General features: G+C 67.9%; 21 protein-coding genes and 1 pseudogene. 13 read left to right on the top strand and 9 right to left on the bottom strand.

What is annotated here, in order from left to right; all coding sequences use genetic code 11:
• The first annotated feature begins 42 nt into the window (after positions 1-42).
• From IPI67_16385 to IPI67_16375, 3 genes are read left to right on the top strand one after another with little or no spacing between them, the layout of a single operon-like run.
• Positions 43-687, top strand: coding sequence for a hypothetical protein (locus IPI67_16385; protein MBK7581772.1), 645 nt, complete (start codon positions 43-45; stop codon positions 685-687).
• A 42-nt stretch (positions 688-729) separates the two neighbouring features.
• The gene (locus IPI67_16380) at positions 730-1,494 is read left to right on the top strand and encodes a DUF4159 domain-containing protein (GenBank protein MBK7581771.1); all 765 of its coding nucleotides are present in this window, start codon (positions 730-732) and stop codon (positions 1,492-1,494) included.
• A complete protein-coding gene (locus IPI67_16375) occupies positions 1,491-3,692 on the top strand; it encodes a hypothetical protein (protein ID MBK7581770.1) in 2,202 nt (733 codons plus the stop codon). Before IPI67_16380 ends, IPI67_16375 begins: the two co-directional genes overlap by 4 nt.
• A gap of 1 nt (position 3,693) precedes the next feature.
• Here IPI67_16375 and IPI67_16370 read toward each other — a convergent pair whose 3' ends face one another.
• Complete coding sequence (locus tag IPI67_16370; GenBank protein ID MBK7581769.1) at positions 3,694-4,536, bottom strand: hypothetical protein; 843 nt, start codon at positions 4,534-4,536, stop codon at positions 3,694-3,696.
• A 112-nt stretch (positions 4,537-4,648) separates the two neighbouring features.
• Between IPI67_16370 and IPI67_16365 the strand changes: the two genes are divergently transcribed.
• The gene (locus IPI67_16365; GenBank protein ID MBK7581768.1) at positions 4,649-5,452 is read left to right on the top strand and encodes an EAL domain-containing protein; all 804 of its coding nucleotides are present in this window, start codon (positions 4,649-4,651) and stop codon (positions 5,450-5,452) included.
• Between the two features lie 4 nt (positions 5,453-5,456).
• Here IPI67_16365 and IPI67_16360 read toward each other — a convergent pair whose 3' ends face one another.
• The 4 genes and pseudogenes from IPI67_16360 to IPI67_16345 all read right to left on the bottom strand — a co-directional run bounded on the left by IPI67_16360 (position 5,457) and on the right by IPI67_16345 (position 9,046).
• A complete protein-coding gene (locus tag IPI67_16360; GenBank protein MBK7581767.1) occupies positions 5,457-6,467 on the bottom strand; it encodes a glycosyltransferase family 2 protein in 1,011 nt (336 codons plus the stop codon).
• A pseudogene (locus IPI67_16355) lies at positions 6,464-6,896 on the bottom strand (peroxiredoxin). Before IPI67_16355 ends, IPI67_16360 begins: the two are co-directional and overlap by 4 nt.
• A gap of 226 nt (positions 6,897-7,122) precedes the next feature.
• Positions 7,123-7,998: a serine/threonine protein kinase gene (locus tag IPI67_16350; protein MBK7581766.1), complete on the bottom strand. Its 876-nt coding sequence runs from the start codon at positions 7,996-7,998 to the stop codon at positions 7,123-7,125.
• Between the two features lie 118 nt (positions 7,999-8,116).
• Positions 8,117-9,046, bottom strand: coding sequence for a CAP domain-containing protein (locus IPI67_16345; protein MBK7581765.1), 930 nt, complete (start codon positions 9,044-9,046; stop codon positions 8,117-8,119).
• Between the two features lie 91 nt (positions 9,047-9,137).
• Here IPI67_16345 and IPI67_16340 point away from each other — a divergent pair, with 91 nt between their 5' ends.
• The 3 genes from IPI67_16340 to IPI67_16330 all read left to right on the top strand — a co-directional run bounded on the left by IPI67_16340 (position 9,138) and on the right by IPI67_16330 (position 12,656).
• Positions 9,138-9,614: a hypothetical protein gene (locus tag IPI67_16340; GenBank protein ID MBK7581764.1), complete on the top strand. Its 477-nt coding sequence runs from the start codon at positions 9,138-9,140 to the stop codon at positions 9,612-9,614.
• A 139-nt stretch (positions 9,615-9,753) separates the two neighbouring features.
• The gene (locus tag IPI67_16335) at positions 9,754-11,181 is read left to right on the top strand and encodes a hypothetical protein (protein ID MBK7581763.1); all 1,428 of its coding nucleotides are present in this window, start codon (positions 9,754-9,756) and stop codon (positions 11,179-11,181) included.
• A gap of 32 nt (positions 11,182-11,213) precedes the next feature.
• On the top strand, positions 11,214-12,656 hold the full coding sequence (locus IPI67_16330) for a hypothetical protein (protein ID MBK7581762.1): 1,443 nt from the start codon (positions 11,214-11,216) through the stop codon (positions 12,654-12,656).
• Positions 12,657-12,819: 163 nt separating this feature from the next.
• On the opposite strand, the gene IPI67_16325 is transcribed toward IPI67_16330, so the two are convergent.
• Together IPI67_16325 and IPI67_16320 are read right to left on the bottom strand one after the other, a co-directional pair.
• Positions 12,820-13,350, bottom strand: a complete 531-nt coding sequence (locus IPI67_16325; GenBank protein MBK7581761.1) for a gamma-glutamylcyclotransferase — start codon at positions 13,348-13,350, stop codon at positions 12,820-12,822.
• Positions 13,351-13,386: 36 nt separating this feature from the next.
• Positions 13,387-13,974, bottom strand: coding sequence for a superoxide dismutase (locus IPI67_16320; protein MBK7581760.1), 588 nt, complete (start codon positions 13,972-13,974; stop codon positions 13,387-13,389).
• 257 nt (positions 13,975-14,231) lie between these two features.
• Here IPI67_16320 and IPI67_16315 point away from each other — a divergent pair, with 257 nt between their 5' ends.
• From IPI67_16315 to IPI67_16305, 3 genes are read left to right on the top strand one after another with little or no spacing between them, the layout of a single operon-like run.
• Entirely contained in the window at positions 14,232-14,738 is a 507-nt protein-coding gene (locus tag IPI67_16315) for a hypothetical protein (protein ID MBK7581759.1), read from the top strand.
• Positions 14,735-16,267, top strand: a complete 1,533-nt coding sequence (locus IPI67_16310) for a GMC family oxidoreductase (protein MBK7581758.1) — start codon at positions 14,735-14,737, stop codon at positions 16,265-16,267. Before IPI67_16315 ends, IPI67_16310 begins: the two co-directional genes overlap by 4 nt.
• Entirely contained in the window at positions 16,264-17,553 is a 1,290-nt protein-coding gene (locus IPI67_16305; GenBank protein ID MBK7581757.1) for a DUF839 domain-containing protein, read from the top strand. Before IPI67_16310 ends, IPI67_16305 begins: the two co-directional genes overlap by 4 nt.
• Position 17,554: 1 nt before the next feature.
• On the opposite strand, the gene IPI67_16300 is transcribed toward IPI67_16305, so the two are convergent.
• On the bottom strand, positions 17,555-18,118 hold the full coding sequence (locus IPI67_16300) for a hypothetical protein (protein MBK7581756.1): 564 nt from the start codon (positions 18,116-18,118) through the stop codon (positions 17,555-17,557).
• On the opposite strand from IPI67_16300, the gene IPI67_16295 reads away from it, so the two are divergent.
• The 3 genes from IPI67_16295 (at position 18,117) to IPI67_16285 (ending at position 21,615) form a co-directional block, all read left to right on the top strand.
• Positions 18,117-18,962, top strand: a complete 846-nt coding sequence (locus tag IPI67_16295; protein ID MBK7581755.1) for a methyltransferase domain-containing protein — start codon at positions 18,117-18,119, stop codon at positions 18,960-18,962. The genes IPI67_16300 and IPI67_16295 overlap by 2 nt on opposite strands.
• 15 nt (positions 18,963-18,977) lie before the next feature.
• A complete protein-coding gene (locus tag IPI67_16290; GenBank protein ID MBK7581754.1) occupies positions 18,978-20,018 on the top strand; it encodes a DUF2891 domain-containing protein in 1,041 nt (346 codons plus the stop codon).
• 79 nt (positions 20,019-20,097) lie between these two features.
• Complete coding sequence (locus tag IPI67_16285) at positions 20,098-21,615, top strand: hypothetical protein (GenBank protein MBK7581753.1); 1,518 nt, start codon at positions 20,098-20,100, stop codon at positions 21,613-21,615.
• 27 nt (positions 21,616-21,642) lie between these two features.
• On the opposite strand, the gene IPI67_16280 is transcribed toward IPI67_16285, so the two are convergent.
• Positions 21,643-22,434, bottom strand: coding sequence for a hypothetical protein (locus tag IPI67_16280; GenBank protein MBK7581752.1), 792 nt, complete (start codon positions 22,432-22,434; stop codon positions 21,643-21,645).
• Positions 22,435-22,456 lie beyond the last annotated feature (22 nt).

Raw genomic sequence — 22,456 nt, 5'->3', positions numbered from 1 at the left:
AGGTAGCCAACCGGCGCGTGATTCGCTAGCTCTCGTCCCTGGATGTCGCCCCATTCCGCCCGCATCCCCGCGATCTTGGCGCTCGCCCTGCCGGCCCTAGGTGTCGGCACCGGCTGCGGCGGGCAGGGCCTCCCCGATCCGAAGCTGGCCGCCGCCGAGTACGCGGCCCACGTCGAGCAGGGTGATGCGGACGCCATCTACGCCATGTTGACCCGCGACGCCCAGCGCGCCCACGGCCGCACGGGCGTGAAGAACCTGGTCAAGGAATCACAGGCGGAGCTCTCGCGCACCGCACGCTCCGTGGCGTCGGCCGGGTCAAAGGTGGAGATGCAGGCGACCGTGCGTTTTGCGGACGGCGAACAGTCTGCGCTCGAGGTAGAGGACGGCAACTTTCGAGTGAGCAGCGCCGGGGCGTTGCCCCTTGGTGCACGCACACCCGCCCAGGCGCTCGCGGGACTCCGGCAGGCGCTGGCGCGTCGCAGTTATGCAGGTGTCATGCGAGTGCTCTCGAGCGAGTCGCAGAGCGCCATTGAGAATGACATGAGGTCGCTCGTCGAGGGCCTCGAACAACCGGAGACGCTCGATGTGAAGATCTCCGGCGACCGCGCCGAGGTGCAGCTCCCTGGCGGGCACGTGGTGAAGCTCAAGCGCGAAGCCGGCTTCTGGCGCGTCGAAGACTTCGATTAGTCCGGCGATGTTTCAGCCTTCGCCACCTCAGGGAGTCGCCGCGTGAAACTGACGCGCCGCCACGCAATGCAGTCGTTCGCGGCCCTCGCGGCCTCGGCGCCCACGGCCGCGGGCGCCTTCGGCGACGCTGGCTCGTTCCACCCGCGCGTCGTCACGAGCGGCGGCGCGTCGCTGGGCGCCGAACGCGCGACCGCGCCAGCCCGCTGGGGCTACGAGCTCGTGCGTCGGACCAGCGCTCCGGCACGGCTCTCGAGCACGACCGTTGCTTTCGATCAGCCGACCTTCTTCGCCGAACCCTTCGCGATCTGGGCGGGCCAGACCGCGGTCGCCGCCCTCTCGGGTCCGGAGCTCCGCGGCCTGACCCGCTTCGTCAAGATGGGCGGGGTGCTGGTGGTGGACGACCTCGACCCGACCAGCGGAGCGTTCGGTAAGAGCGCGCGCCGCGAGCTTCGTCGTGCGCTGCCGGAGTCTGCGCCGATCAAGCTCGACGCCTCTCACGTCGTCTTCAAGAGTTATTACATCGTCGATCGCCCCCTCGGGCGTGTGCGCGGTCCCGCCGAGCTCGAAGCAATCGTGCGGGGGCGTTACGCGCAGGTCATCTTCTCCAACCACGATCTGCTCGGCGCCCTTTCGCGGTCGCGTGCCGGCGGTTGGGCGCTGCAGGTCGAACCGGGCGGCGTGCAACAACGCGAGCAGGCCGTGCGACTGGCGGTGAACATCGCCATGTACGTGCTGTGCTCGGACTACAAGGACGACCAGGTGCACGCCCCCTGGCTCATGCGCCGCCGCGCGCTCCGTCGCCCATGAACACGCTCTCGTGGGCGTTCAGCGACGACCTCTCGCCGACCCTGCGCGCGCTGACGCTGTTGATCATTCTGTTCTCGGTCGGGCTGCTCCTGTTCGAGCTCTCTCGTCGCGAGCGCCTGGGCTCGGTGATCGTGGCCACGGGGATCGCCGCGACCCTCGCGCTCGGTGCCGCCGTGCTCCGCCCGGTGCGAGTGAGCGAGCGCGGTAGCCTGGTGGGTCCGCGAGTCGTCGTGCTCGTGGATCAATCCCGCCGCCTGGAGCTCCCCGCAGAAGACGGCCGCCCGCGCTCCGAGCACGCGAGGGCGAGCCTGGCCAAGGTGCGGGAGCGTTTCGGCGACGCCCGACTCACCTTCCTGGGGTTTGGCGAGGGAGCACCGGAGCCCATCTTGGACGACGGCACCGGGGCGCGGCGAACCACCGAGAGTGATCTGGCGAGCGCCCTCGGCTCACTCGCGGAGTCACCCGGCGAGCGCCCCCGTGCCGTGGTCGTGGTCAGCGACGGCCGCTTGAGCCGACCCGCGCCCGGCAGCGACGACGACGCAATGAAGCGCGCGGTCGGCGCGATCGGCGTGCCGGTCCACAGCGTCCGGCTGGCGGAGACCGGACCCAAAGACGCGAGCATCCGCGCGATCCGCGTGGCGGGTGCGGCGGTCGCCCATCAGCCGTTGAGCCTGACCATCGAGGTCGGGTGTTCGGGCGGGCTGACCTGCGGGGACATCCCGGTGGCCGTGCGGGAGCTGCGACAGGGAGTCGAGCCCGCCGTGCTCGCCAGCGGCACGGCCAAGCTGGACGAGGGCAGCGCGACGCTGGAGCTGCGCATCACGCTCGAGCGTGCGGGAGCCCGCGTGGTGGAGATCAGCCTCGACGCGCCGGACGGCGACCAGGTGCCGGAGAACGATCGCCGCTTCATCACGTTCAGTGTGGCGCGCGAACGCGTGCGCCTGTTGCACGTCGCAGGTCGTCCCACCTACGACGTGCGCACTCTCCGGCAGTGGCTGAAGAGCGACGAGTCCGTCGACCTCGTGGCGTTCTTCATTCTGCGGGGCACGACCGACGACACCATGACGGACGACGATTCGGAGCTGGCACTGATCCCGTTCCCCGTCGAGGAGCTCTTCACCGAGCACCTGCCGAGCTTCGACGCCATCGTGCTGCAGGACATCGATGCGGTGGTGTACAAACTGGACCGACACCTGCCCGCGCTCGCGCGCTACGTCGAGAGTGGCGGCGGGTTGATCATGGTGGGCGGACCGTCTTCGTTCGCCGGCGGCAACTACGCCGGCACGGATCTCGAGCGGGTCCTGCCGGTGGAGATCAGCGAGAAGACCGAGCCGGCGGACGCCGCGGAGTTCGCGCCGCGTTACACCGAAGCGGGCCGCGCAGCGCCGGTCTTGTCCGGGTTGTTTCAGCTCTTGGGCGAGGATCTGCCCACGATGACCGGCTCGAATACGCTGGGCAAACCCCACGGCAACTCGCTGGTGTTGATGGAACACCCGACCCGAAAGACCGCGGGCGCGCCGATGCCGGTGCTCGCGCTGGGCGAAGCCGGCGATGGCCGCAGCATCGCATTGGGTGTGGACGGGAGTCATCGACTGGCATGGAGCGAGCTGGCCGCTACGGTCTCGGGGCGTGCCTTTGGTGCGCTATGGGACGGGCTGCTGGGCTGGTTGATGCGCGACCCTCGCTTCGAGGTGGCGCGCGCCGAGATCGTCGGGCAGTGCATCAGTGGGGAGGACACCACGCTGCGCCTCACTCGGCTGCCGAGTGCAACGGGCGATGTGGAGGTCAGTGTGGAGCGCCTCGGCAAGGGCGGCGCGCCTGCACTGAAAAAGAAGCTCCCGAATCCCCCCCCCGGGCCGGTCGACGTGCCGCTCGGCAAACTCGAGCCGGGCGGCTACGTGGCGCGAGTGAAGGTCGGGCAGTCGCCGCCCGCGCGCCTCGACTTTGCGTGTGAAAAGGGCGGCGAGGCCTTCGCCGATTCGCGACCGGACGCGCCACGTCTCGAGCGCATCAGCGCGGTCACCGGAGGCCGCTCGGTGCGGGCCGATCGCGTGGAAGAGCTGCCGCTCCCCGCAGCAACGCGCATCGCGGCGGAGCGCCACGTGACGCCGCTCTTGCCGCCCTGGGTCTGGACGTTGTTCGCCGCGGGCCTGCTCGGCAGCCACTGGCTCGCGCGCCGACGCGGCGGTTTGTCGTAGCTCAGGTCTCGGAGCGGAGCACGGCCAAGGCAACCTCGCTCCCGAGGGCCGGAGCGCGCTTGACCCCGAGACCGAAATCCCGGCCGGTGATCTCGATGAGAGTGGAGTAGACCGCGTCACCCTGGGCATTCGTCAGCGGTTTGGCCGCCAAGATCGCCTCGCCGTTCACCGTCGGGGAGACCGGCGCACCGTACGCCCGGCCCTCGACCACGACGTAGACGTACAGCAACGGCTCCTTCTGATTGCCGGACAAACCACTCTTCACGTTCCCGCGCAGCGAGTTCTCGAGCCGATACGCGTACGCGGACCAAGACCAGCCCGTCGCGTACACACCCTTGACCGCGTCGCCTGCGCGGATGGGCGCTGCCGCAACCCATTGGCCGTCGACGTCCTTGACCCGAGCGGCCGCTTCCATCGCACCGCGGCCCTCCACGTATTTGCCATCGAGCGCCGCCTTCAGGACTGGAAAGCTCTCGAACGCGTTCTTGCCCGCCATCAAGTCCTGATCTTGATCGTTGCGGAGCACCAAGCCCTGAGCGTCGAGCACCGCGAAGAACGTGCTCTTCGCGACCCGCAGGTCCTGAACCTTGTTGCGCGCCCGATCGAGCGCCTCGCGCACGGCGGGCAGATCGTCTTTGGGCGGCGTCGCGCCCTCGAACAGCTTGCCCAGTTGTTTCGCCCCCTCCGGAAGTCCGGTACGGATCTCTTGCACGTCCGTGGCCGTGGTCTCGGCCAGCGCGGCGACGTGCTCGGCAGCCTTGGACTTGCTGATTTGTTTGGCCCCGTCACAGCCCGTGACCGATACCCAGAGGAGCGCGGGGATTGAGGCTCGAAGCAGGCGCATCACGGGCATCGCATACCCCAGACAGCCGAACGCCGCACGAGTTCCCCACCCCGGGTCCCCTTCCTTGCCGAGCGTCAGGCCGGGTGATACGCCCGAGCGACTGGGGTTTTCGGTGCAGAGCAACCGCCCTCCGCCTTCCAATCGCCTCTCCGACTCGCCCAACGCCCCCGCGGACGACAGCTGGGATCTGCCGCAAGACTCGCTGTCTTGCCTGCGTCGTATGGTGCGAGCAGACCAGCTCAGCGTGGTCTTCCAGCCCATCGTGCGGCTGGACCGCAACGAGATCCACGCCTACGAGGCGCTCGTCCGCTGCAGCGTCGCCGAGTATTCGGACCCCACCGTGCTCTTCCAGCACGCCGTCGATACCGGCTGCGCGGGTCGCCTCGGTCGACTGGTGCGCGAGATCGCCGTGCCCCTCGGCTCGGGCAGGCCGTTGTTCGTGAACGTACATCCGCACGAGCTGCACGAGGGCTGGCTCGTGCGACCGGACGATCCGATCTTCGGCCACGACGACGAGATTTGCATCGAGCTCAGCGAGTCGGTGCCGATGACCCACTTCGATCTGTGCCGGGGTGTGCTCGACGAAGTGCGCGCGCGCGGCGGAGTTCGACTCGCCATCGACGACCTCGGCGCCGCCTACTCGAACCTGAAGCGCATCGTCGATCTCGAGCCCACCATCGTGAAGCTCGACCGAGCGCTGATCGCGGATCTCGACGCACATCGGCGGCAACGCCAGCTGGTCACTCGATTGGTGAAACTGTGCGCCGAGCTCGGCGCCGACATCGTGGCCGAAGGCGTTGAAACGACCGGAGAGCAGCGAGCCCTCGCGGACTCTGGCGTGACGTTGGCCCAGGGGTACCTGTTCGCGCGTCCGGGCTTTCCGCTGCCGTCGGTGACGTGGCCGGCCGGCCCCTGAGGCGTCACGCCGCGACCACGAAGTCCCGACCTTCCACCAGACCCAAGGCCTGGGCCCGCGCGCGAGCCTCGGCGCGGGGCGCTGCGCCCGCCACGCACGCGATGACGCGGTTGCAGAACGCACTCGGGAGGTCCTTCGGGAAAAACACCGGCGCACCGCGGATCTGCTGCCCCACACGCCGCGGGTGCAGCTCGACGATGGCCTGAACGCGCTTGCCTTCCGCTTCGAGCGCCTGAGCCAGCGCGCGCCCGGTGTCGCCGTATCCCCAGAGTGTATAGAGCTCGGAGCCCGCCAAGAATCCGCTCGCGAGAAAGTGCGCCTTGCAGGCGACGATGCGCGCCTGTCGTGTGTACTCGGCGGTGCGGGTCAGGCGCGCGGGACCGTCACGCCAGCCCAGCAGCCGCGCCGGCACGACCGCGAGCGCTTCGCCGGCCGCCAAGAGGCGAAGCACCAGGTCGTAGTCCTGCGGCCAGCCCTGCTCACGATAGCCGTGCGCCTCGAGCACCGGCCGGCGAATGCACAGAGTCGGGTGAACGATCGGCGACTCGATGAAGGCGTCGCGAGCCACACTCTCTGCGTCACTCAGCGAACACAGCCAGTGCTCGTAGGCCAGCAGCCCTTCGCTGAGGGAGAAACGCGGAAAGAGCCAGACGTGTGCGCCGACCGCAGCCAGCTCCGGGCGGCTCTCCAGAAACCGCACCTGAGTCTCGAGTCGGCTCCGATGGGAGAGGTCGTCGGCGTCCATGCGGGCGACGTAACGACCGCTGCAGGCTGCGAGCCCGAGCCTCAGCGCTCCAACGATACCGGTGTGTTCCTGACGGAGGAGCACAAAACGTCGATCGTCCCGCGCAAAACTGGCCACGATCTCTGCGCTCTGGTCCCTCGAACCGTCGTCGACCACGACACACTCGAAATCCGAGAACGTCTGGCGACGAATGCTCTCGAGGGCGGGCCGGAGCGTCGCGGCGGCGTCGTACACCGGCACGAGCACACTCACCCGCGGCGCGGAGCTCATCCGGCGGAGCGGAGCTCGCGCACCGCGGTCATCACCTTCTCGGCGTGCCCATCGACCTTGACCCCCCGCCACGCACGCCGCACGACTCCCTCCGCATCGACCAGGAAGGTACTGCGCAAGATGCCGAGGTACTCCCGCCCGTAGTTCTTCTTTTTCACCCAGACCGAGTAGGCCCGCGCGAGGGTTTTGTCCGCGTCCGAGAGCAGCGGAAACGGCAGTGAGTACTTCTCCCGGAAGCGGACGTGGCTCGGGGCGAGATCTGGGCTCACACCCAGCACTCGCACGCCGGCGCGGCGAAAGTCCGGCGCGGCGTCGCGGAACTCACACGCCTCACGGGTGCAACCGGGTGTCGTCCTTCGGATAGAAGTAGAGCACGTAGGGCTTGCCCCGCAGCGAGTCGGACGAGACCAACGCGCCGCCGTGGTCCATCAGGGCGAGCTTCGGTGCGCGCTTGCCGACGAGCGGGTCCAGCGCCGAGAGCGGAGCCTTCTTCGTAGCTGTCTTTCCGGGCGCGGGCCCGGGCTTTTTTGTGGCCGGGGCCGGGCGTTTGGCCCGCGCGACCGCCCTGGCCTTGGGCGCGCGCTGAGTCTTGGTTCGCGGCAACTTCTTCGAGACCTTCTTCTTCGCCACCCTCACACCTTTCTTTCTTGGGGGTTCAGCCCGACAACGCCGAGCCTCCATCGTCGTCGCTCTGGACCGCAAAATCCAGCGTCGCGAGCAGTGCGTTCCACGCGGCACGGATCCTTCTGAAGCGCTGATCCGGATCGATGGCCAGCACCTGTTCGACCCAGGCGTCGATGCCTTCGGGGAGATCTTCTCGGAGCGGGTGAAGCTTCGGTCGCGGCGCGGTCGTGATGAGCTTCACTTTGTCACGAATGTGGGGTGAATCGAAGGGCACGCGCCCGGCGAGCGCCCGGTAGACGATGGCGCCGAACGAGTAGATGTCCATGCGTGCGTCGAGGATGCTCGCATCCCCTTTCCAGACCTCCGGCGCGATGTAGCTGGGTGAGCCCATGACCATGCCATCCCGAGTGATGGAGCGCGCGCGGGCGATCTTGGCCAAGCCGAAGTCGATCAGGCGGACCTTCTGCGTTGGAGCGGTGTCGAGCACGTAGATGTTGCCGGGCTTGATGTCGCGATGAATGACGCCGATCGCGTGCGCGCGCTCCAGGGTGTCGACGATGGGCCCGAGGAGCTCTGCCAGCTGGGTCGCACCCATGCGCCGACCTTCGGTCGCCATTTCGCTCAAGAGGTCGTCCAGGTCCTTGCCCACGAGCAGCTCCATCACCAGGCACACCGCGCCATCGGGGCTCGTAGCCAACCCGCGCACCGGCACCGCCGCGGTGCCCGCGAGCAGGGTCATCACCCGGTGCTCGCGCACGATGCGCACGGAGTACTCCTCGCTGGCGGCAAACTCGTCCTGCAAGACCTTCACGGCCACGTTCGGCCCGCCCTGGCGATCGAGGGCGCGGTAGACCACGGAGTGCCCGCCCTTACCGATCAGCTCGGCGAGCACGTAGCGGTCCGACACGACTTGTCCAATGCGACGCGGCATGCAAAGAGACCGCACACGGTAGCTCCTCGGAGCAGGGATTGAAACCGCCGCTTCCTGCTCTGCGCGGGCGGGCGCGGGCGGCGGACCCGTCCCGTCAGCGCACGTCGATCGTGCGCAGGCTGATCATCACGAAGGGTTTGTCGCCCGGATACCGGCCCCACACGCTGACCTCGTAGCGACCCGCACCGCCGGCCTGTTTCAAGTCCAGATCGATGCTGAAGCGCTTGCCGTCCAGCTTGACCGGTTTCGGAGTCTGGAAGCCGGCCGGGAAATACAGGTCCTTCGGGTTCGGGACCGCGTACGAGCTCGTGCCGTTCAGGTGCGCCGCGCTGAGCGGGGCCGCGGAGTCGATGCGACCCAGGCCCACACCCCCGAACTCCGCGGGCGCCTTCACCTCGCCGGCGATGGTGATCTTCTGGCCGAGCTTCGCGCGCTCCGGCAGACCATCGTACTCCCCGTACTCGTCCACGAACTCCTGGGCCATGCAGGGTTGGTCGACACCCACGGGTTTGCCCAGGCCAACACCCAGCTTGTTGTGCCACTTCTTCAGGATGTTCTTGCGATGCCCGTCGTTCGGCGGCTGCTCGTGGATGAAGGCACTCTCTATCTGCTCGAGCTGATCGGCGGTGAACGTCGGGCTCGGGTCGAGCTCTCGGATCTGTCCGTCGAAGAAACAAGCGGCGTTCTCCTGCGCAAAATGAACCCCGCCGGACTCGGTGTAACGCTGCTCGGGCACGGACCCGTCACTGCCCCAGTGGGCGGTGAACCCGTTTTTGACCATGTCCTCGACGTGGCGCTGCCCGGCGCGCTCCGCGGTCTCGTCGCGGCCCACGGGTTCGAGGCCAGCCTCGGCTCGGTCCCGATTGACCAGCTGGAGCACGTAGCTTCGCCCTTCTTCGAGCCCGACCGGGCCGACCGGACGGGAGAGCGGCTCGCCGGCGCCGCCCGCGCTCGGGCCAGCGGCACGCGGCGTACAACCCAACAAGACTGCGACGAGGAGCGTGGAAAACGATGCGAGTCTCACGCCGGCAGTCTGCCACCACCACGCCGGAGTGGCGAAGGGTCGCGGAGGATCTTGTGCATCGGCGACAATGGGTTAGATTCGCGGCCCTCCCATGCTCGACCTCCCCGATCCCGGACTTTACCGAACGACCCAGCCCTTCCCCGGCCACGAAGACGCGTTCCCCGCGGGTGTCCTCGTTTACCTCGGACAGCCGCAGAACGGCGGCGTGAAATTCGTGGTGCGCCCGGGCCAGAACCGCAACAACCGCTGGTTCTGGGGTGACCCCACCACTCCGCTGCGCTCGCCGAGCTGGGCCAAGACCCTCAAGGCGCTGCCGTCGGAGGGGTACTACACCCTGCCGGAAGCGGTGGAGCTCGACGGCGGCGGCCGCTGGCTCGAGAACGCCATCGTCCAGCTCGGCTACAACGAGAGTGGACAGGGCATCATCTTCGTCGCCGAGCAGCGGGAAGACGCCACAGAAAACGCGCTGTATTTCAGCGACCGCGGCATCGTGGTCGACGACTCGATGCTAGGACGCCTGGTCTGGGCGCCTATCCTTCCGATCCGCGCCGAAGCCAGCGGCAGCTGAGCCGGGGTCGCCCCAGGGCAGCTGAGCCGGGGTCGCCCCAGGGCGGCTGTGCTATTCTTGCGCGGCTGAGCGACCCCAATCCGCCCTGCGGGAGCGGAGTGGTTCGCCCACCACTTCGCTTACCAGAAGGATTCACTCGATGAAGTCGCCGCTTCGTTACGCGGGATACGCCAGCGCAGGGCTGATCCTTGGGGCCGCTCTCGCCAGCGCTTGCAGCGCGAGTGATTCTGGCAGCGGGCCGGGAGGCGGCGCGGGCGTAGGTGGCACCAATGGGACTGGCGCGACCGGTGGTACTGGCGCTGGCGGCGCCGCGGGCACCGGCGGCGGAGCCGCGACGGACGGCGGCGGCACCGGCGGTGGACTCAACCTCGACGGCGGCCTCAACGACGGGAAGATCGATCCGGACGCGGCCTGTGATCTGCAGAAGTACCAGGCGACGGTCACCAAACAGCCGATGGACATCATCTTCGTCGTCGACAACTCGTGCTCGATGTCCAACGAGATGGTCGGGGTCCAGAACAACATCAACACCAACTTCGCCCAGATCATCGCCCAGAGTGGCATCGACTTCCGAGTCATCGTGATCGGCGAGCACGGACCTGCGGTCGGGGATCAGTCCCTCTGCATCGGGCCGCCCCTTGGCGGCAAACCCTGCACCGGCGTCACCGCCAACACCGCGCCCGGCAACAATCCGCCCGTCTTCTACCAGTACGATCACGACGACGTGGAGAGCTGGGACTCGTGGTGCAAGATGATGGATTGGTACAACAAGCCCGATCGCTACAACCTGGCGCCGAACGGCTGGACCGAGTGGCTGCGCAAGGAAGCGTTCAAAACCTTCGTCGAGGTCACGGACGACCAGGCCAACTGCACGCTGCCGACCAGCTCGAGCACGTATTACCCCTCGTGCTCGAGCCCCGGCTCCCCGCTCTGTTACAGCGACGGCAACTCGGCGTCCACCGGGCAGAGCGCCGCGCAGCAGTTCGACAAGGAACTGCTGGCGCTCGATCCGGTGCAGTTCGGCACGGCCCAGGCGCGCAACTACGTCTGGCACAGCGTCGTTGGCATCGCCAAGAACCCCAACAACACCACGGGGCTCTACGAACCCACCGATCCCATCACGCTGACCGAGTGCAGCACCGCAGTCCAGGCCGGCACGGGCTACCAGGCGCTCAGCATCCTGACCGGCGGCCTGCGCTACCCGGTGTGTGAAGGCTTGGGCTTCGACGTGCTGTTCAAGAAGATCGCCGAGGGCGTGATCAAGGGCGCCAAGATCCAGTGTGACTTCCCGATGCCGGATCCGCCAGCGGGCAAGGAGCTCGATCCGAAGACAATTCAGATCGAGTACACGCCGTCGGCGGGCGGCTCTTCCGAGAAATTCAGTCAGGTCGCTGACGCCACCGCCTGCAAACCGGGCGCGTTCTACATCATCCCCGGCGGAGACGCAGGCGGAGACGCTGGCGGCGGCTCGCTGGTGTTATGCGCGGATACCTGCACCAAGGTCCAAGGCGACAACCAAGCCAACATCGAGATCGTCGCGCTCTGCAAGAGCGGCGGCCCGAACTGATTTTGCTGAGTGCGAACACGGAGAAACTACACATGAACCGAACGCTTCGTTACATGGGCCACGGCGCCGCGGGATTGTTGATCGGCGCAGCCTTTTCGACCTCGTGTAGTGCCAGCGACAACGGTGGCGGCGGCGGCGCAGTCGGCGGGGTCGGTGCGAGCGGAGGCGCCGGCGGCGGCGTGGGCGGCGGCGTGGGCGGCGCGGCCGGCACGGGTGGAGCCGACGGCGGCGGAACCGGCGGCGGCATCAATCTGGACGGCAGCCTCAACGACGGCAAGATCAACGCCGACGCGGCGTGTGACCTGCAGACCTACAAAGCGACGGTCACCAAAGCACCGGTGGACGTCATCTTCGTCGTCGACAACTCGTGCTCGATGGCCGAGGAGATGAAGGGCATCCAGGACAACATCAACACGAACTTTGCCCAGATCATCGCGTCCAGCGGCATCGACTACCGCGTGATCATGATCGGCGAACACGGCTCCTACAACCAACCCACCAGCTACGAGTCTTCGATTTGCATTGGTCCGCCCCTGGGCGGCGCCCCGTGCACCAGTGTGCAGCAGAACACCGCGCCGGCCAACAACCCCCCGGTCTTCTACCACTACGACCACGACGACGTGGAGAGCACGGACGCCTGGTGCAAGATGCTCAACTGGTACAAGGAGCCCGATCGCTACAACCTGGCGCCGGGCGGCTGGTCAGAGTGGCTACGCAAGGAGGCACTCAAGACCTTCGTGCTCGTCACCGACGACGCGATGAACTGCACGTGGCCGCCGACCAGCACGTATTACTCGTCGTGTTCGACCAACGGCGCCAAGTGTTACACCGACGGCTCGTCGAGCACCTACTCGACGCTGGCGCCGCTGGCGGCGCAGGGCTTCGACGCCGACATCCTGGGCATCGATCCGGTGCAGTTCGGCACGCCCCAGAACCGCAACTACGTCTGGCACAGCCTGACCGGCGTGGTGAAGAACTCCGCTAGCACCACCGGCGAGTACCAGCCGACGGACCCGATCGTGCCGTACGCTTCGAAGTGCTCGACGGCGGTCAACGCAGGCACCGGCAGCCAGGCCCTGAGCATCCTCACCGGTGGCCTGCGTTACCCGGTCTGCGAGGGCCTCGGCTTCGACGTGGTGTTCAAGAAGATCGCCGAGGGTGTGATCAAAGGCGCCAAGATCCAGTGTGATTTCCCCATGCCGGCGCCGCCGGCTGGCAAGGAGCTCGACCCGAAGACCGTGCAGATCGAGTACACACCCTCGAAGGGGGGGTCGACCGAGAAGTTCACGCAGGTCGCGGACGCGAGCGCCTGCAAACCGGGCGCGTTCTACATCCAGCTGGGCACGGACGGCGGCGCCGACGGCGGCGTGGCCGACCGCCTGGTGCTGTGCCCCGACGCCTGCAACAAGGTGCAAGGCGACGACGCGGCGAACATCGAGATCCTCGCACTCTGCAAGAGCGGCGGCCCGATCTAGCTAGTCGCCGAATTCCTTTGAAGCGACAGGTCGTCGCCATGTTGACCAAGATGCTCTGAGCGTCAACGTGCGGGGTCCATGTCCACGTCGCCGTCGCCGTCCACGTCAAGGTCAAGGTCACCCACCGTCAACGTCGCCTTCCTGTAAATCCCTCGCCCCTCTTCTATCCCCGCGGTTTGGCGGGCGGCACCAGCACACGCCGGACGCGGTCCAGCAACACGAATACGACCCCCCAGAGCTCGTGCACCACGGGCAGGTAGAGCTGCGGGTGGGTCTCGAGTTTCTTGATCCAGGCGGCGGGGAGACCGTGCAGCCTCGCCCCCGCGGCGATGACCCGGACGTACCGGCGTGACGGCCGCCGCGGGCGGCGCGCTCCGGCGGTGACGAAGGTCCGGGCAGCGATCCGCGTGTCACCCGCGCAGACCTCGACCTCGATCTCCGAGTAGGCCTCCCCCTCGAACGAGCGCAAGCGCGCGAGGGCTCCTGCATCGAGCTGATACAGCACCCCCCAGACGTGCTCGTCCGCCTCGACCAAGCTGGCAAAGGCTGGCTCGAGCCCCGGGATCCCCGGCGTGTCGAACACCAGGCGGAAACCGTCGAGCCGCGCGGGAGAGCTCTCCCGCGCCTCGACCCCCCGACGCCGAAGCGTCTCCGGATTCACGTTGGCCCCGAAGGCGAAGTACCACTCGGTCACCAGGGTACTCCAGGACCGCTCGGGCCCGAGCGATGGCTACTTGGCCGCCGCCAGGTTCTTGGCGACGAACTCCCAGTTCACCAACTTGTCGCAGAAGGCTTCGAGGAAACCCTTACGGTTGTTGCGGTGATCCAGGTAGTAAGCGTGCTCCCATACGTCGGCGGTGAGCAGCGGCGTCGCACTGGTGGTCAGTGGCGTCTCGGCGTTCGGCGTGTCCAAGATCTTCGCCTTGCCCTCGTCCAGCACGAGCCAGACGTATCCCGAGCCGAAGCGACCGAGGCCACCCTTCACGAACGCCTCCCGGAACTGATCCAAGCCACCGAAGTCGCGCGTCAAGAGCTCGAGCACGGCTCCGGTCGGGGCGCCGCCGCCTTTTGGTTTCATGCCCTCCCAGAAGAAGGTGTGGTTGTAGACCTGCGCGGCGTTGTTGAAGACACCGCCGGAGCTGGTCTTGATCACCTCGATCAGGGACTTTTGCGCCTCGGGCTTACCCTCGAGCAACCCCTTGAGGTTCGTCATGTACCCCTTGTGGTGTTTGTCGTAGTGAAACTCGAGGGTCTCCTGTTTCATGACCGGCTCGAGCGCGTCCTTGGCGTAGGGAAGCGGGGCGATCTCGAATTCCATCTTTATTGCTCCTTGTTGGGGGACCGATGCGTTGCGCCGAAAGCCCGGCGCCGCAAGGGGGCCGGCGTGAATGGGGCGCCCCCGCGATCGGGTCGGGCAGTCTTCTCACGATTGGATCGCGATCGGCAAGGCTGGAAAATCGCCGCCGGGCTCCGGACGGACGTGCGCGGTTCGGCCGGTTTCCCGGTCTCCGGATGGCGGTGAGCCCGCCGGATCGACGCTTGTCTGCGCTCGCCGGAGCGGGCAGGCTCGCCCGCGTGACCCGAGCCCGTCGCGAAGCCGAGCCCTCGCCCGAAGGGCCGCACTCGGACCCGGCGCTCGTGGTTCCGCTGCGCAAGCCCAGCGGCGCGCCGATCGTCTCGCCCCGGCTCGTGATTCGGGCGCGGATCATCGCCGAAGCGCTGTTCTCGACCCGCGAAGGTCCGCCGCCGGCCGCGCGCCTGGACTGGCTCGCGTCCGAGACCGAAGATTTCCTGGCTCGCTCGGGCTGGCGCACCCGGCTGGTCGTTGGGCTGGCGTTGTTCGCGGTCTGGATGCTCGCGCCGCTCCTGGTGTTCCGCTTCACCTCCCTCCGACGCATGTCGGTGCCGGAGCGCGCGCATGCGCTTCAGCGACTCGAAGACACCTTCGGCGCACCGGTGCTCGCGGTGAAAGCCATGCTCTGTGTGCTGTATTATGAACACCCCGACGCCGCGCGCGGTGTGGGCTTCGACAGCAGCTGCATGCTCGACGCGGACCGCGTTCACCTACGAGTCGAATCATGACCCGCGATTCGATCGTCGAAGGCAGAAACGTCGAGGGTGATCTCGCGCTGGACGCCGACGTCGTCATCGTCGGCTCCGGCGCGGGCGGCGCGGTCGTTGCGGCCGAGCTCGCCGAGGCTGGCCAGCGCGTCGTGATCTTGGAGGAGGGAGCCCACGTGCCGCCGGAGCGTTATTCACGCATGCGGCCCAGCCAGAACATGCGCCACATGTGGCGCGACGGCGGCCTGACCTTCGCCATCGGTCTCGGCGATACGCCGGTCATCAACGTGATGATGGGGCAGTGTGTCGGCGGTTCTTCGGTGCTGACCGGCGGCGTGTGTTTTCGCATCCCCGGACGGGTGCTGCGCGAGTGGTCCACTGAGCACGGGCTCGTTGACCTCACCGAAGAGAAGATGGAGCCGGTGTTTCGCGAGGTCGAGCAGCGCATCCACGTCGAAGAAGTGCCGGCCGACATGCGCTCGCGCTCGACCACCCATTTCCTGAATGGCCTGGACGCCCTTGGCCATCCCTGGGCGCCCATCCGCCGCAACACCAAGGGCTGCAACGGCTGCGGTCGCTGCAATTTCGGCTGCCCCCACGGCGCCAAGCTGAGCGTGGACGTCACCTACCTGCCGCGTGCCTTTGCGGCGGGCGCACAGCTGCTCAGCGACTGCCGCGTCGAGCGCGTCGTCAGCCGAAGCGGGCGCGCCCGCGGGGTCGTCGGGCGCCTGCTCGGAGGCCCGGGGCGCAAGGCCCGCGGTCAGCTCTCGGTGCGCGCGCGCCGCGTGGTGGTCGCGGCCGGCGCCTACGCCTCCCCGCTCTTGTTGATGAACAGCGGCATCGGTCGCGGCTCGGGCCAGGTGGGACGAAACTTGACTGTGCATCCCGCGTTTCGGGTCATGGCTCGCTTCAAGGATCCGGTCCGCGGCTGGGAGGGAGCGCTGCAGAGCGCGTACTCCGATGCTTTCGAACACGAGCGCATCACCCTGACTGGGCTCTTCATTCCGCCCGGAGCGCTCGCCGGCACCCTGCCGGGGGTCGGTGTGTTGCACGAGAAGAGCGCCGGCAGCATCCCGAACCTCGCGATCTTCGGCGGCATGATCCACGACGAGGGCGGTGGGCGGATCAGCAAGCTCTTCGGCCTCCCGCTCATGACCTATCGGATGGCGCCCCAGGACCGCGCGGCGATCCCGGTGTTGATGCGGCGCATGGCGGAGGTCTTTTTTGCCGGCGGCGCAGAGGAGGTGTTCCTGCCCGTGCTCGGCCTCGGCGGCGTCGACCGAGACCGGATGAAACACCTCGATCTCGAGCACGTCCCAGCGCGCTCTCTCGAGAGCGCGTCACAACACCCGCTCGGCACCTGCCGCATGGGGATCTCACCGCACGGCTCGGTGGTCGACCCCAACGGACAAGCCTGGGATCTGTCGGAGCTCTACGTGGCCGACGGCAGCGTCGTGCCGACCAGCCTCGGCGTGAATCCTCAGCTCTCGATCATGAGCATGGCCCTCAGGATCGCCTGGCACTTGCGCGACAAACCTCTGCCGAGCTGAAGCGCATGCAGTTGACCCGTCGCAAGCTGCTCGTGCTCGGTGGCGCGGCCGTCTCGGTCGCAGCGCTGCCCTTGCTCTTCAAGTCGCGCCGCCCGCACACCGGCGGTTTGATCCGCGACCCGGCGAAGCTGATCGATCTGCCGCAAGGTTTCACCTATCGCCTTCTGGACCAGGCCGGCAGCGCAATGAGTGACGGTTATCGAGTCCCGAACCTGCCCGACGGCATGGGCTGTTTCAGTGTCGAGGGCGACAAACTGGTGCTCATGCGCAATCACGAGGTCACGCACTATCTCGGGTTCGGCGCCTACGGCACGGGCTCGGCGCCGCCCGAGGCTTACGACAAGGACTGCTACGGTGGCGTCACGCGCCTCGTGCTCGACGCCCACACGCTCGAGCGCGTCTCGAGCAACTTGGTGCTCACCGGGACCTTGAAGACCTGCGCGGGGGGCCGGAGCCCGTGGGGGTGGCTCGCGTGCGAAGAAATCACCGACGACCGCCACGGCTACGTCTTTTTGTGCCGAACCAACGCGGACAAGGTCCAGCCGCCCGAGCGCATCGTCGGTTACGGTCGCTTCGCGCACGAAGCCGTGGGACTGGATCCCGAGACCGCCATTGCGTACATGACTGAAGATCGCAACGACGGCTGTCTGTACCGCTTCGTGCCGACGAACCCGACCGCCCCGTTCGTCGGCAAGCTGCAGGCCTTGGCGGTGAAGGGCCGCCCTGGCCTGGAGGCGGCGCTGTCGATGGCGCCCGACGATCAGCTCGAGGTCGAGTGGGTGGACGTGGACGAGCCGGATCCGAAGGAAGACAGCGTGCGCACACAAGCCCACGCCCGGGGCGCGACAAGATTTCGCCGCGGCGAGGGCGCCTTTTTCCACGAGGGCGCGCTCTACTTCGTGACCACCCTCGGAGGGCGCAAGGACCGCGGCCAGATCTTCAAGCTGGCCATAGGGCGTGCGGGCCGCTCGGATCAGCTCGCGTGTCTGGCCGAATCCCGCGGCCCCGAAGCGCTCGACTGCCCGGACAACGTCACCGTGGCCCCCTGGGGCGACGTACTCATGGCCGAGGACGGCAGCGACGGAAACTTCATCCGCGGGCTCAGCAAAGAGGGCTACGTCTACGACATCGCGTACAACGCGGCAGGGCCCGGCGAAATGTCGGGGATCTGTTTCGCCCCGGACGCAAACACGTTGTTCGTGAACATGTTCCTCGAGGGCAAGACACTCGCCGTCACCGGACCGTTCAACTCCCTCGGACGCGCAGCGCCGGCTAGCTCCGGGTGATTCACTGCGAATCGAGATGAGACAGAATGAGCTCGACCGGGAGGTGCTCACGCACGCGTTCGGCGGTCTCGCGCTGGGCGTAGCCCAGCAAGGGCAAGAGCGCGCAGTCTGCCGCGCCGAACAGCGCCGCTTGTGCGGCGTTGGCCGCGGCGCCCGCGGCAGCATCGGCATCTTCTACGCTGAGCAGGGCGCACAGGCCCGCGGCGGCGGCGGTGGCCAGCACCGGATCCGGTGGGGCGAAACGGTCGAGCTCTGCGCTCCGAGCACGACATTCCTCGAGCGAGGCGTGGCCGCGAGCCCAGGCCTCCGCGAGCGCGAGCGCGCGCTCGATCAGCTCCGCGCCCGGCGGCACCGGCTCGAGCGCGGTGCGCGCCGCCGCGGTCGCAGCCAGCACCAACTTCGGACGCTCGACTCCCAAGCGTGCGGCGAGCCCGAGCAGCCAATCTCCGCGCGGGCACTCGCGCCACGCGCGCACCCAGTCATCATCGTAGGCGCCGGCCCACGTGATCATGTCGTGATGCGCCGCGTGATCGCCCAGCCACGACGCGAGGGAAGGACGCTGCATGGCGCCCATTGATACCACGCCGACCGGGGACACGAGCCACGCCGGAGTCAGCCTCCGGTATGGCTGCGACCTCGGACGCCTACCGGAAGAGCTTCGGCCCCTCTTCCTGCCGCTCGGTCTGGACGACGCCACCCGGGAGTTCATCGATGCCGCGGTGACCGGGCGACACGGCCGGGGGCTGTCGCTCGCCCACTCGGCGCTGCGCCACCTGATGAGTGACTTCGACGTCAACGGCCTACTCGGCACCTACCCGCTATTTCTCCTCGGCACCGCGCAATGGCGGGCACTGCTCGGCGACGGGCGGCGCCGAGCGCTGCTCGACGTCGGTGCAGGGAACGGCGGCGTCACCCGACGCCTTGCGCCGTTGGTGTCGCAGGTCGAGACCACCGAGACCTCCCGCATGATGGCGCGCCGACTGCGGGCGGCAGGATTCGTCTGCCATCGCCTCGATGCGGCCGTCGAAGACGTGCCGGGGCGTTTCGATTTGATCACCTGCCTCAACGTGATCGATCGGGCGTCGCGTCCCGCCAGCCTGCTCGGGCGCCTCGCGGCCGCCCTCGAGCCGGACGGACAGCTGGTGCTCGCCACGCCCCTACCCTACGCGCCCTTCGTCTACGCAGGCGGAAGCAGCCGCGCGCCGGATGAAAGACTCCCGCTGCGCTCGGCTGTGTGGGAGCACGCCGTCACCGAGCTCGCGCTCCGTGTGCTGCCACCGGTCGGGCTCGAGCTCGTGCGGTTCAGCCGCGCACCCTATCTGTCCGGCGGTGATCCGAGCGCCCCGCTGTATGTGCTCGATGACGTAGTGCTGGTCTGCCGTTCCAGTCGGAGCGCGGCCGACGTGTGATAGTTTGGCGGGAGCGTGCAAGCCCAGTTCTCGTCTCGGAGCGCAGAGCACCTGATCGGCCTGGTGCTGGCGGGCATTCACCGGGAGTACCCCAACAAGATCTTGCACGCGCTCGAGAGCGACGCCGACGTGGCGCCACCGCGCAGTCTGACGCCGATCTTCTTCGGTTGTTACGACTGGCACTCGGCGGTGCATGGCCACTGGACCCTCGTGCGTTTGTGCCGGCTCTTCCCCGACGCTTCCGCTGTCGCCTCGGCGCGGGCCGCCCTCGCCCACGGGCTGACGCCAGAAAAGGTCGCCGCCGAACTCGCCCACCTCGACCACCCGGGACGCCGCAGCTTCGAGGTGCCGTACGGCATGGGCTGGCTGCTCACGTTGGCGCTCGAGCTCCACGAGTGGGACGACGCGGACGCGCGTAGCTGGCACACGACCCTGGCTCCCCTGGCGGAGCTCGCGGCGGCGCGCTTGCTCGGTTACCTCGAGCGCTTGCCCCATCCGGTGCGCACAGGTGAGCACGCCCAGACCGCGTTCGGCGCGGCGTTGTTTCTCGATTGGGCGCAAGGCTGCGGGGCCACCGCGATGGGTGAACGCGCTCGAACCAGGCTGCGGGAGCTCTACGCCTCCGATGAGAACGGCGCCCTTCACCTCGAGCCTTCGGGCTACGATTTTCTCTCCCCCTGTCTGGCCGAGGCCGACCTCATGCGCCGGGTGCTTGGCGCGGAGGAGTTCTCGGATTTTCTCGGCCGCTTCTTGCCGCAGATCCCCGTGACGCTCGACGCGCAGTGGCTCGCCCCGGCGCTGTGCCCCGATCCGAGCGACGGCAAGCTCGCTCACCTCGACGGGCTCAACTCGAGCCGCGCCTGGATGCTGGAGGGGATCGCCCACGGACTGGCGACATCGGACTCGCGTCGCGGGCCGCTGCTGGCCGCGGCCGCGGCGCACGCCGAGCGGGGGCTCGCAGCCGTGACCGGGGAGCACTATGCGGGCAGCCACTGGCTTGGCTCGTTTGCCGCCTACCAGGCCACTCGCCGCGGCGCGGCTCGCGCGGCGCGCTGACTTTGCGACCCTGACAGAAGTTCTGCGCGAGAGAATCCGCTGAGCCTGTCGGACGGAACTGGGCTATTCTCGAGACCAGATGCGCACGCGGGTTGGGCTGGTTGCGGCGGCGGGTGCGGCCCTTTGTCTGGGGCTGACGGCGTGTGGAGATGACGGCGGCGCTGAGACCCAGAGCTCCGGCGGTACGTCGAGCGACGGCTCGGTGGGCTTCGGTGGTGCGTCAGGCAGTGGCGGAGGTGGCAGCGGCGGCGGTGGTACGTCGGGCAGCGGCGGCGCGGCGGGCAGTGGTGGCGCCGCCGGAGCTTCCGGCGGGGCGGCCGGGGCTGGCGGCACGGGCAACTACTTCGATCTGCACGCGCAGGATCGCAAGGCGTGCAAGTTCACCTCCGGCTCCAAGACCACGGAGTCCGTGGGGCCGACGGTCCCCCACGGCGACTCGATGCCGTTCGAGCACATCGTGGTCTTGATGCAGGAGAACCGCAGCTTCGATCACTATTTTTCGAACCTGGCCGCGTATGGAGTCAAGGACGTGGACGTGCCAGCGGCGAACGCATCCAACCCCGACCCCGACGCGAATCCGCCCGGGTCGGTGCAGCGGTATCACGAGAGCCGCTACTGCCTGAAGGACGTCGCCCACGACTGGGAGGAGGTCCACCAGCAGTTCGACGACGGAAAGATGGACGGCTTCGTCGCGACCAACAACCCCGGCGGCGCCCGGGCGATGGGTTATTACACCGAAGCCGACCTGCCTTATTACTACTGGATGGCGAAGAGCTTCTCGATGAGCGACCGCCACTTCTGCTCGCTGCTCGGCCCGACCTGGTCCAACCGCTTCTACTTCTACGCGGGAACTTCCTGGGGCAACGTCAAGACCAGCGATTTCAGCTTCCTCGCGAACAACGTCTATCAGAACTCGGACAAACTCCTCGACCTGATGGATAAGGCCGGGCGCAGCTGGAAGATCTACCGGGACGGCATCACGTCGTTCGCGGTGCTGTTCGGCGTCAAGTATCTCGGCGTGGCGCTGAGTCAGTTCGACAAGGATGTGGACGCCGACAAGCTGCCCGCGCTCTCCATCATCGACCCGAGCTTCACTGGAGGCAGCCAGAACGACGAACATCCGCCGGCGAACATGCAGCTCGGCCAAGCCCTCACCGCACGCGTGCTGAACAAACTCATGGCCTCTCCCGCGGTCTGGAAGAAGACCGTGTTCATCCTGCTCTACGACGAACACGGTGGGTTCTACGACCATGTCGCCCCCCCAGAAGCGTGTGAGCCCGACGGGGAGCTCCCGCCCACCTACAAGTTCGACCGCCTCGGCATACGCACGCCGTTCGTGATTGCTTCACCCTGGAGCAAACCCGGCTACGTGAGCCACACGGACACGGACATCACCAGCGTCACGCGCTTCATCCAGAACCGCTTCGATCTGCCGGCGATGACCGCGCGCGACGCCAACGCTTGGCCGCTGCTCGACCTGTTCGACTTCGACAACCCTGCGCTGGCGACGCCGCCGACTGGCGCGCCGAGTGCGACCCCCAGCCAGGCAGGCATCGATTGGTGCAAGAGCCACGCTCCCGGGACGGGCAAACCCTGAGCTCGGCGCCTCTGGCGCGGCGCGGCATCAGAAGTGGTAGTCGACGACGTAGGGCGTACAAACGCTAGCTTCGTCGACGCGCACCGTGATGCGCGCGGAGTCGTCGTCCGAAGGGCTGCCCGTGCAGTCATAGGTGATCTTCGCGATGCCCGGGGCTTGCACGCAGCAGCCCGGGGCCCCTTGGGTGTCGGCAGCAAGTCCTCCGGGGCAAGCAGTGACCTTCGTCGCGCCCACCTTGCACCCGACGAACAAGCACAAACGAAATCCGACGTCCTTCGTTTGCGCCTCGGCGTTCACGCTGCACAGCCCGAAGCCGTCCTTACCGTCGAAGCGGAAGTGATCGGGATCGCCGGGCCCCGTTACACCCTTGATGCTCGGCTTCGGGCCGCCGAAGCTCGTCGAGCCCGTGTTGTCGCAGTCCGTGACCTCACACGTGGGCACACCACACGCAGGCGTCGCGAGCACGATGCTGTCGTTGGGCTCCGGCCCGGGATCGACGCAACCTCCTCCGGTGCCCGCGCTGCCACCAACACCGCCCGTGCCGCCGCTCGTGCTGCCGCCGGTGCCGCCGCTCGTGCTGCCGGCGGCTCCCGCCGCCCCGCCGCCGCCGAGTCCGCCGCCGCCGAGTCCGCCGCTGCTCACCCCGCCGCCGCTCGGCGCGCCGCCGGTGCCCGTGCTGCCGCCCCCCGAGCTGCTGGTGCCTCCACCTGACGGCGCGCCCCCGGAGCCGGTCGTTCCGCCGTCGGATCCCGATTCCGCAGAGCACGCAGCGAGCGCCAGCGCCATGACTCCGAACCAGAACGGGACCGCCGGACTCATCGTGGATTCGACTCTCACCTGG

The sequence above is a fragment of the Myxococcales bacterium genome, assembly GCA_016706225.1.
Classification (GTDB): domain Bacteria; phylum Myxococcota_A; class Polyangia; order Polyangiales; family Polyangiaceae; genus JADJKB01.
This window is presented reverse-complemented; position numbering and strand designations above follow the sequence as displayed.

Excerpts from the sequence above, each read along its gene's own strand:
- IPI67_16360 (MBK7581767.1), bottom strand. The coding sequence starts at position 6,467 with ATGAGCTCCGCGCCGCGGGTGAGTGTGCTCGTGCCGGTGTACGACGCC.
- IPI67_16285 (MBK7581753.1), top strand. The coding sequence starts at position 20,098 with ATGCGCACGCGGGTTGGGCTGGTTGCGGCGGCGGGTGCGGCCCTTTGT.
- IPI67_16310 (MBK7581758.1), top strand. The coding sequence starts at position 14,735 with ATGACCCGCGATTCGATCGTCGAAGGCAGAAACGTCGAGGGTGATCTC.
- IPI67_16295 (MBK7581755.1), top strand. The coding sequence starts at position 18,117 with ATGGCGCCCATTGATACCACGCCGACCGGGGACACGAGCCACGCCGGA.
- IPI67_16340 (MBK7581764.1), top strand. The coding sequence starts at position 9,138 with ATGCTCGACCTCCCCGATCCCGGACTTTACCGAACGACCCAGCCCTTC.
- IPI67_16320 (MBK7581760.1), bottom strand. The coding sequence starts at position 13,974 with ATGGAATTCGAGATCGCCCCGCTTCCCTACGCCAAGGACGCGCTCGAG.
- IPI67_16280 (MBK7581752.1), bottom strand. The coding sequence starts at position 22,434 with ATGAGTCCGGCGGTCCCGTTCTGGTTCGGAGTCATGGCGCTGGCGCTC.
- IPI67_16335 (MBK7581763.1), top strand. The coding sequence starts at position 9,754 with ATGAAGTCGCCGCTTCGTTACGCGGGATACGCCAGCGCAGGGCTGATC.
- IPI67_16375 (MBK7581770.1), top strand. The coding sequence starts at position 1,491 with ATGAACACGCTCTCGTGGGCGTTCAGCGACGACCTCTCGCCGACCCTG.
- IPI67_16370 (MBK7581769.1), bottom strand. The coding sequence starts at position 4,536 with ATGCGCCTGCTTCGAGCCTCAATCCCCGCGCTCCTCTGGGTATCGGTC.
- IPI67_16330 (MBK7581762.1), top strand. The coding sequence starts at position 11,214 with ATGAACCGAACGCTTCGTTACATGGGCCACGGCGCCGCGGGATTGTTG.
- IPI67_16385 (MBK7581772.1), top strand. The coding sequence starts at position 43 with ATGTCGCCCCATTCCGCCCGCATCCCCGCGATCTTGGCGCTCGCCCTG.
- IPI67_16300 (MBK7581756.1), bottom strand. The coding sequence starts at position 18,118 with ATGCAGCGTCCTTCCCTCGCGTCGTGGCTGGGCGATCACGCGGCGCAT.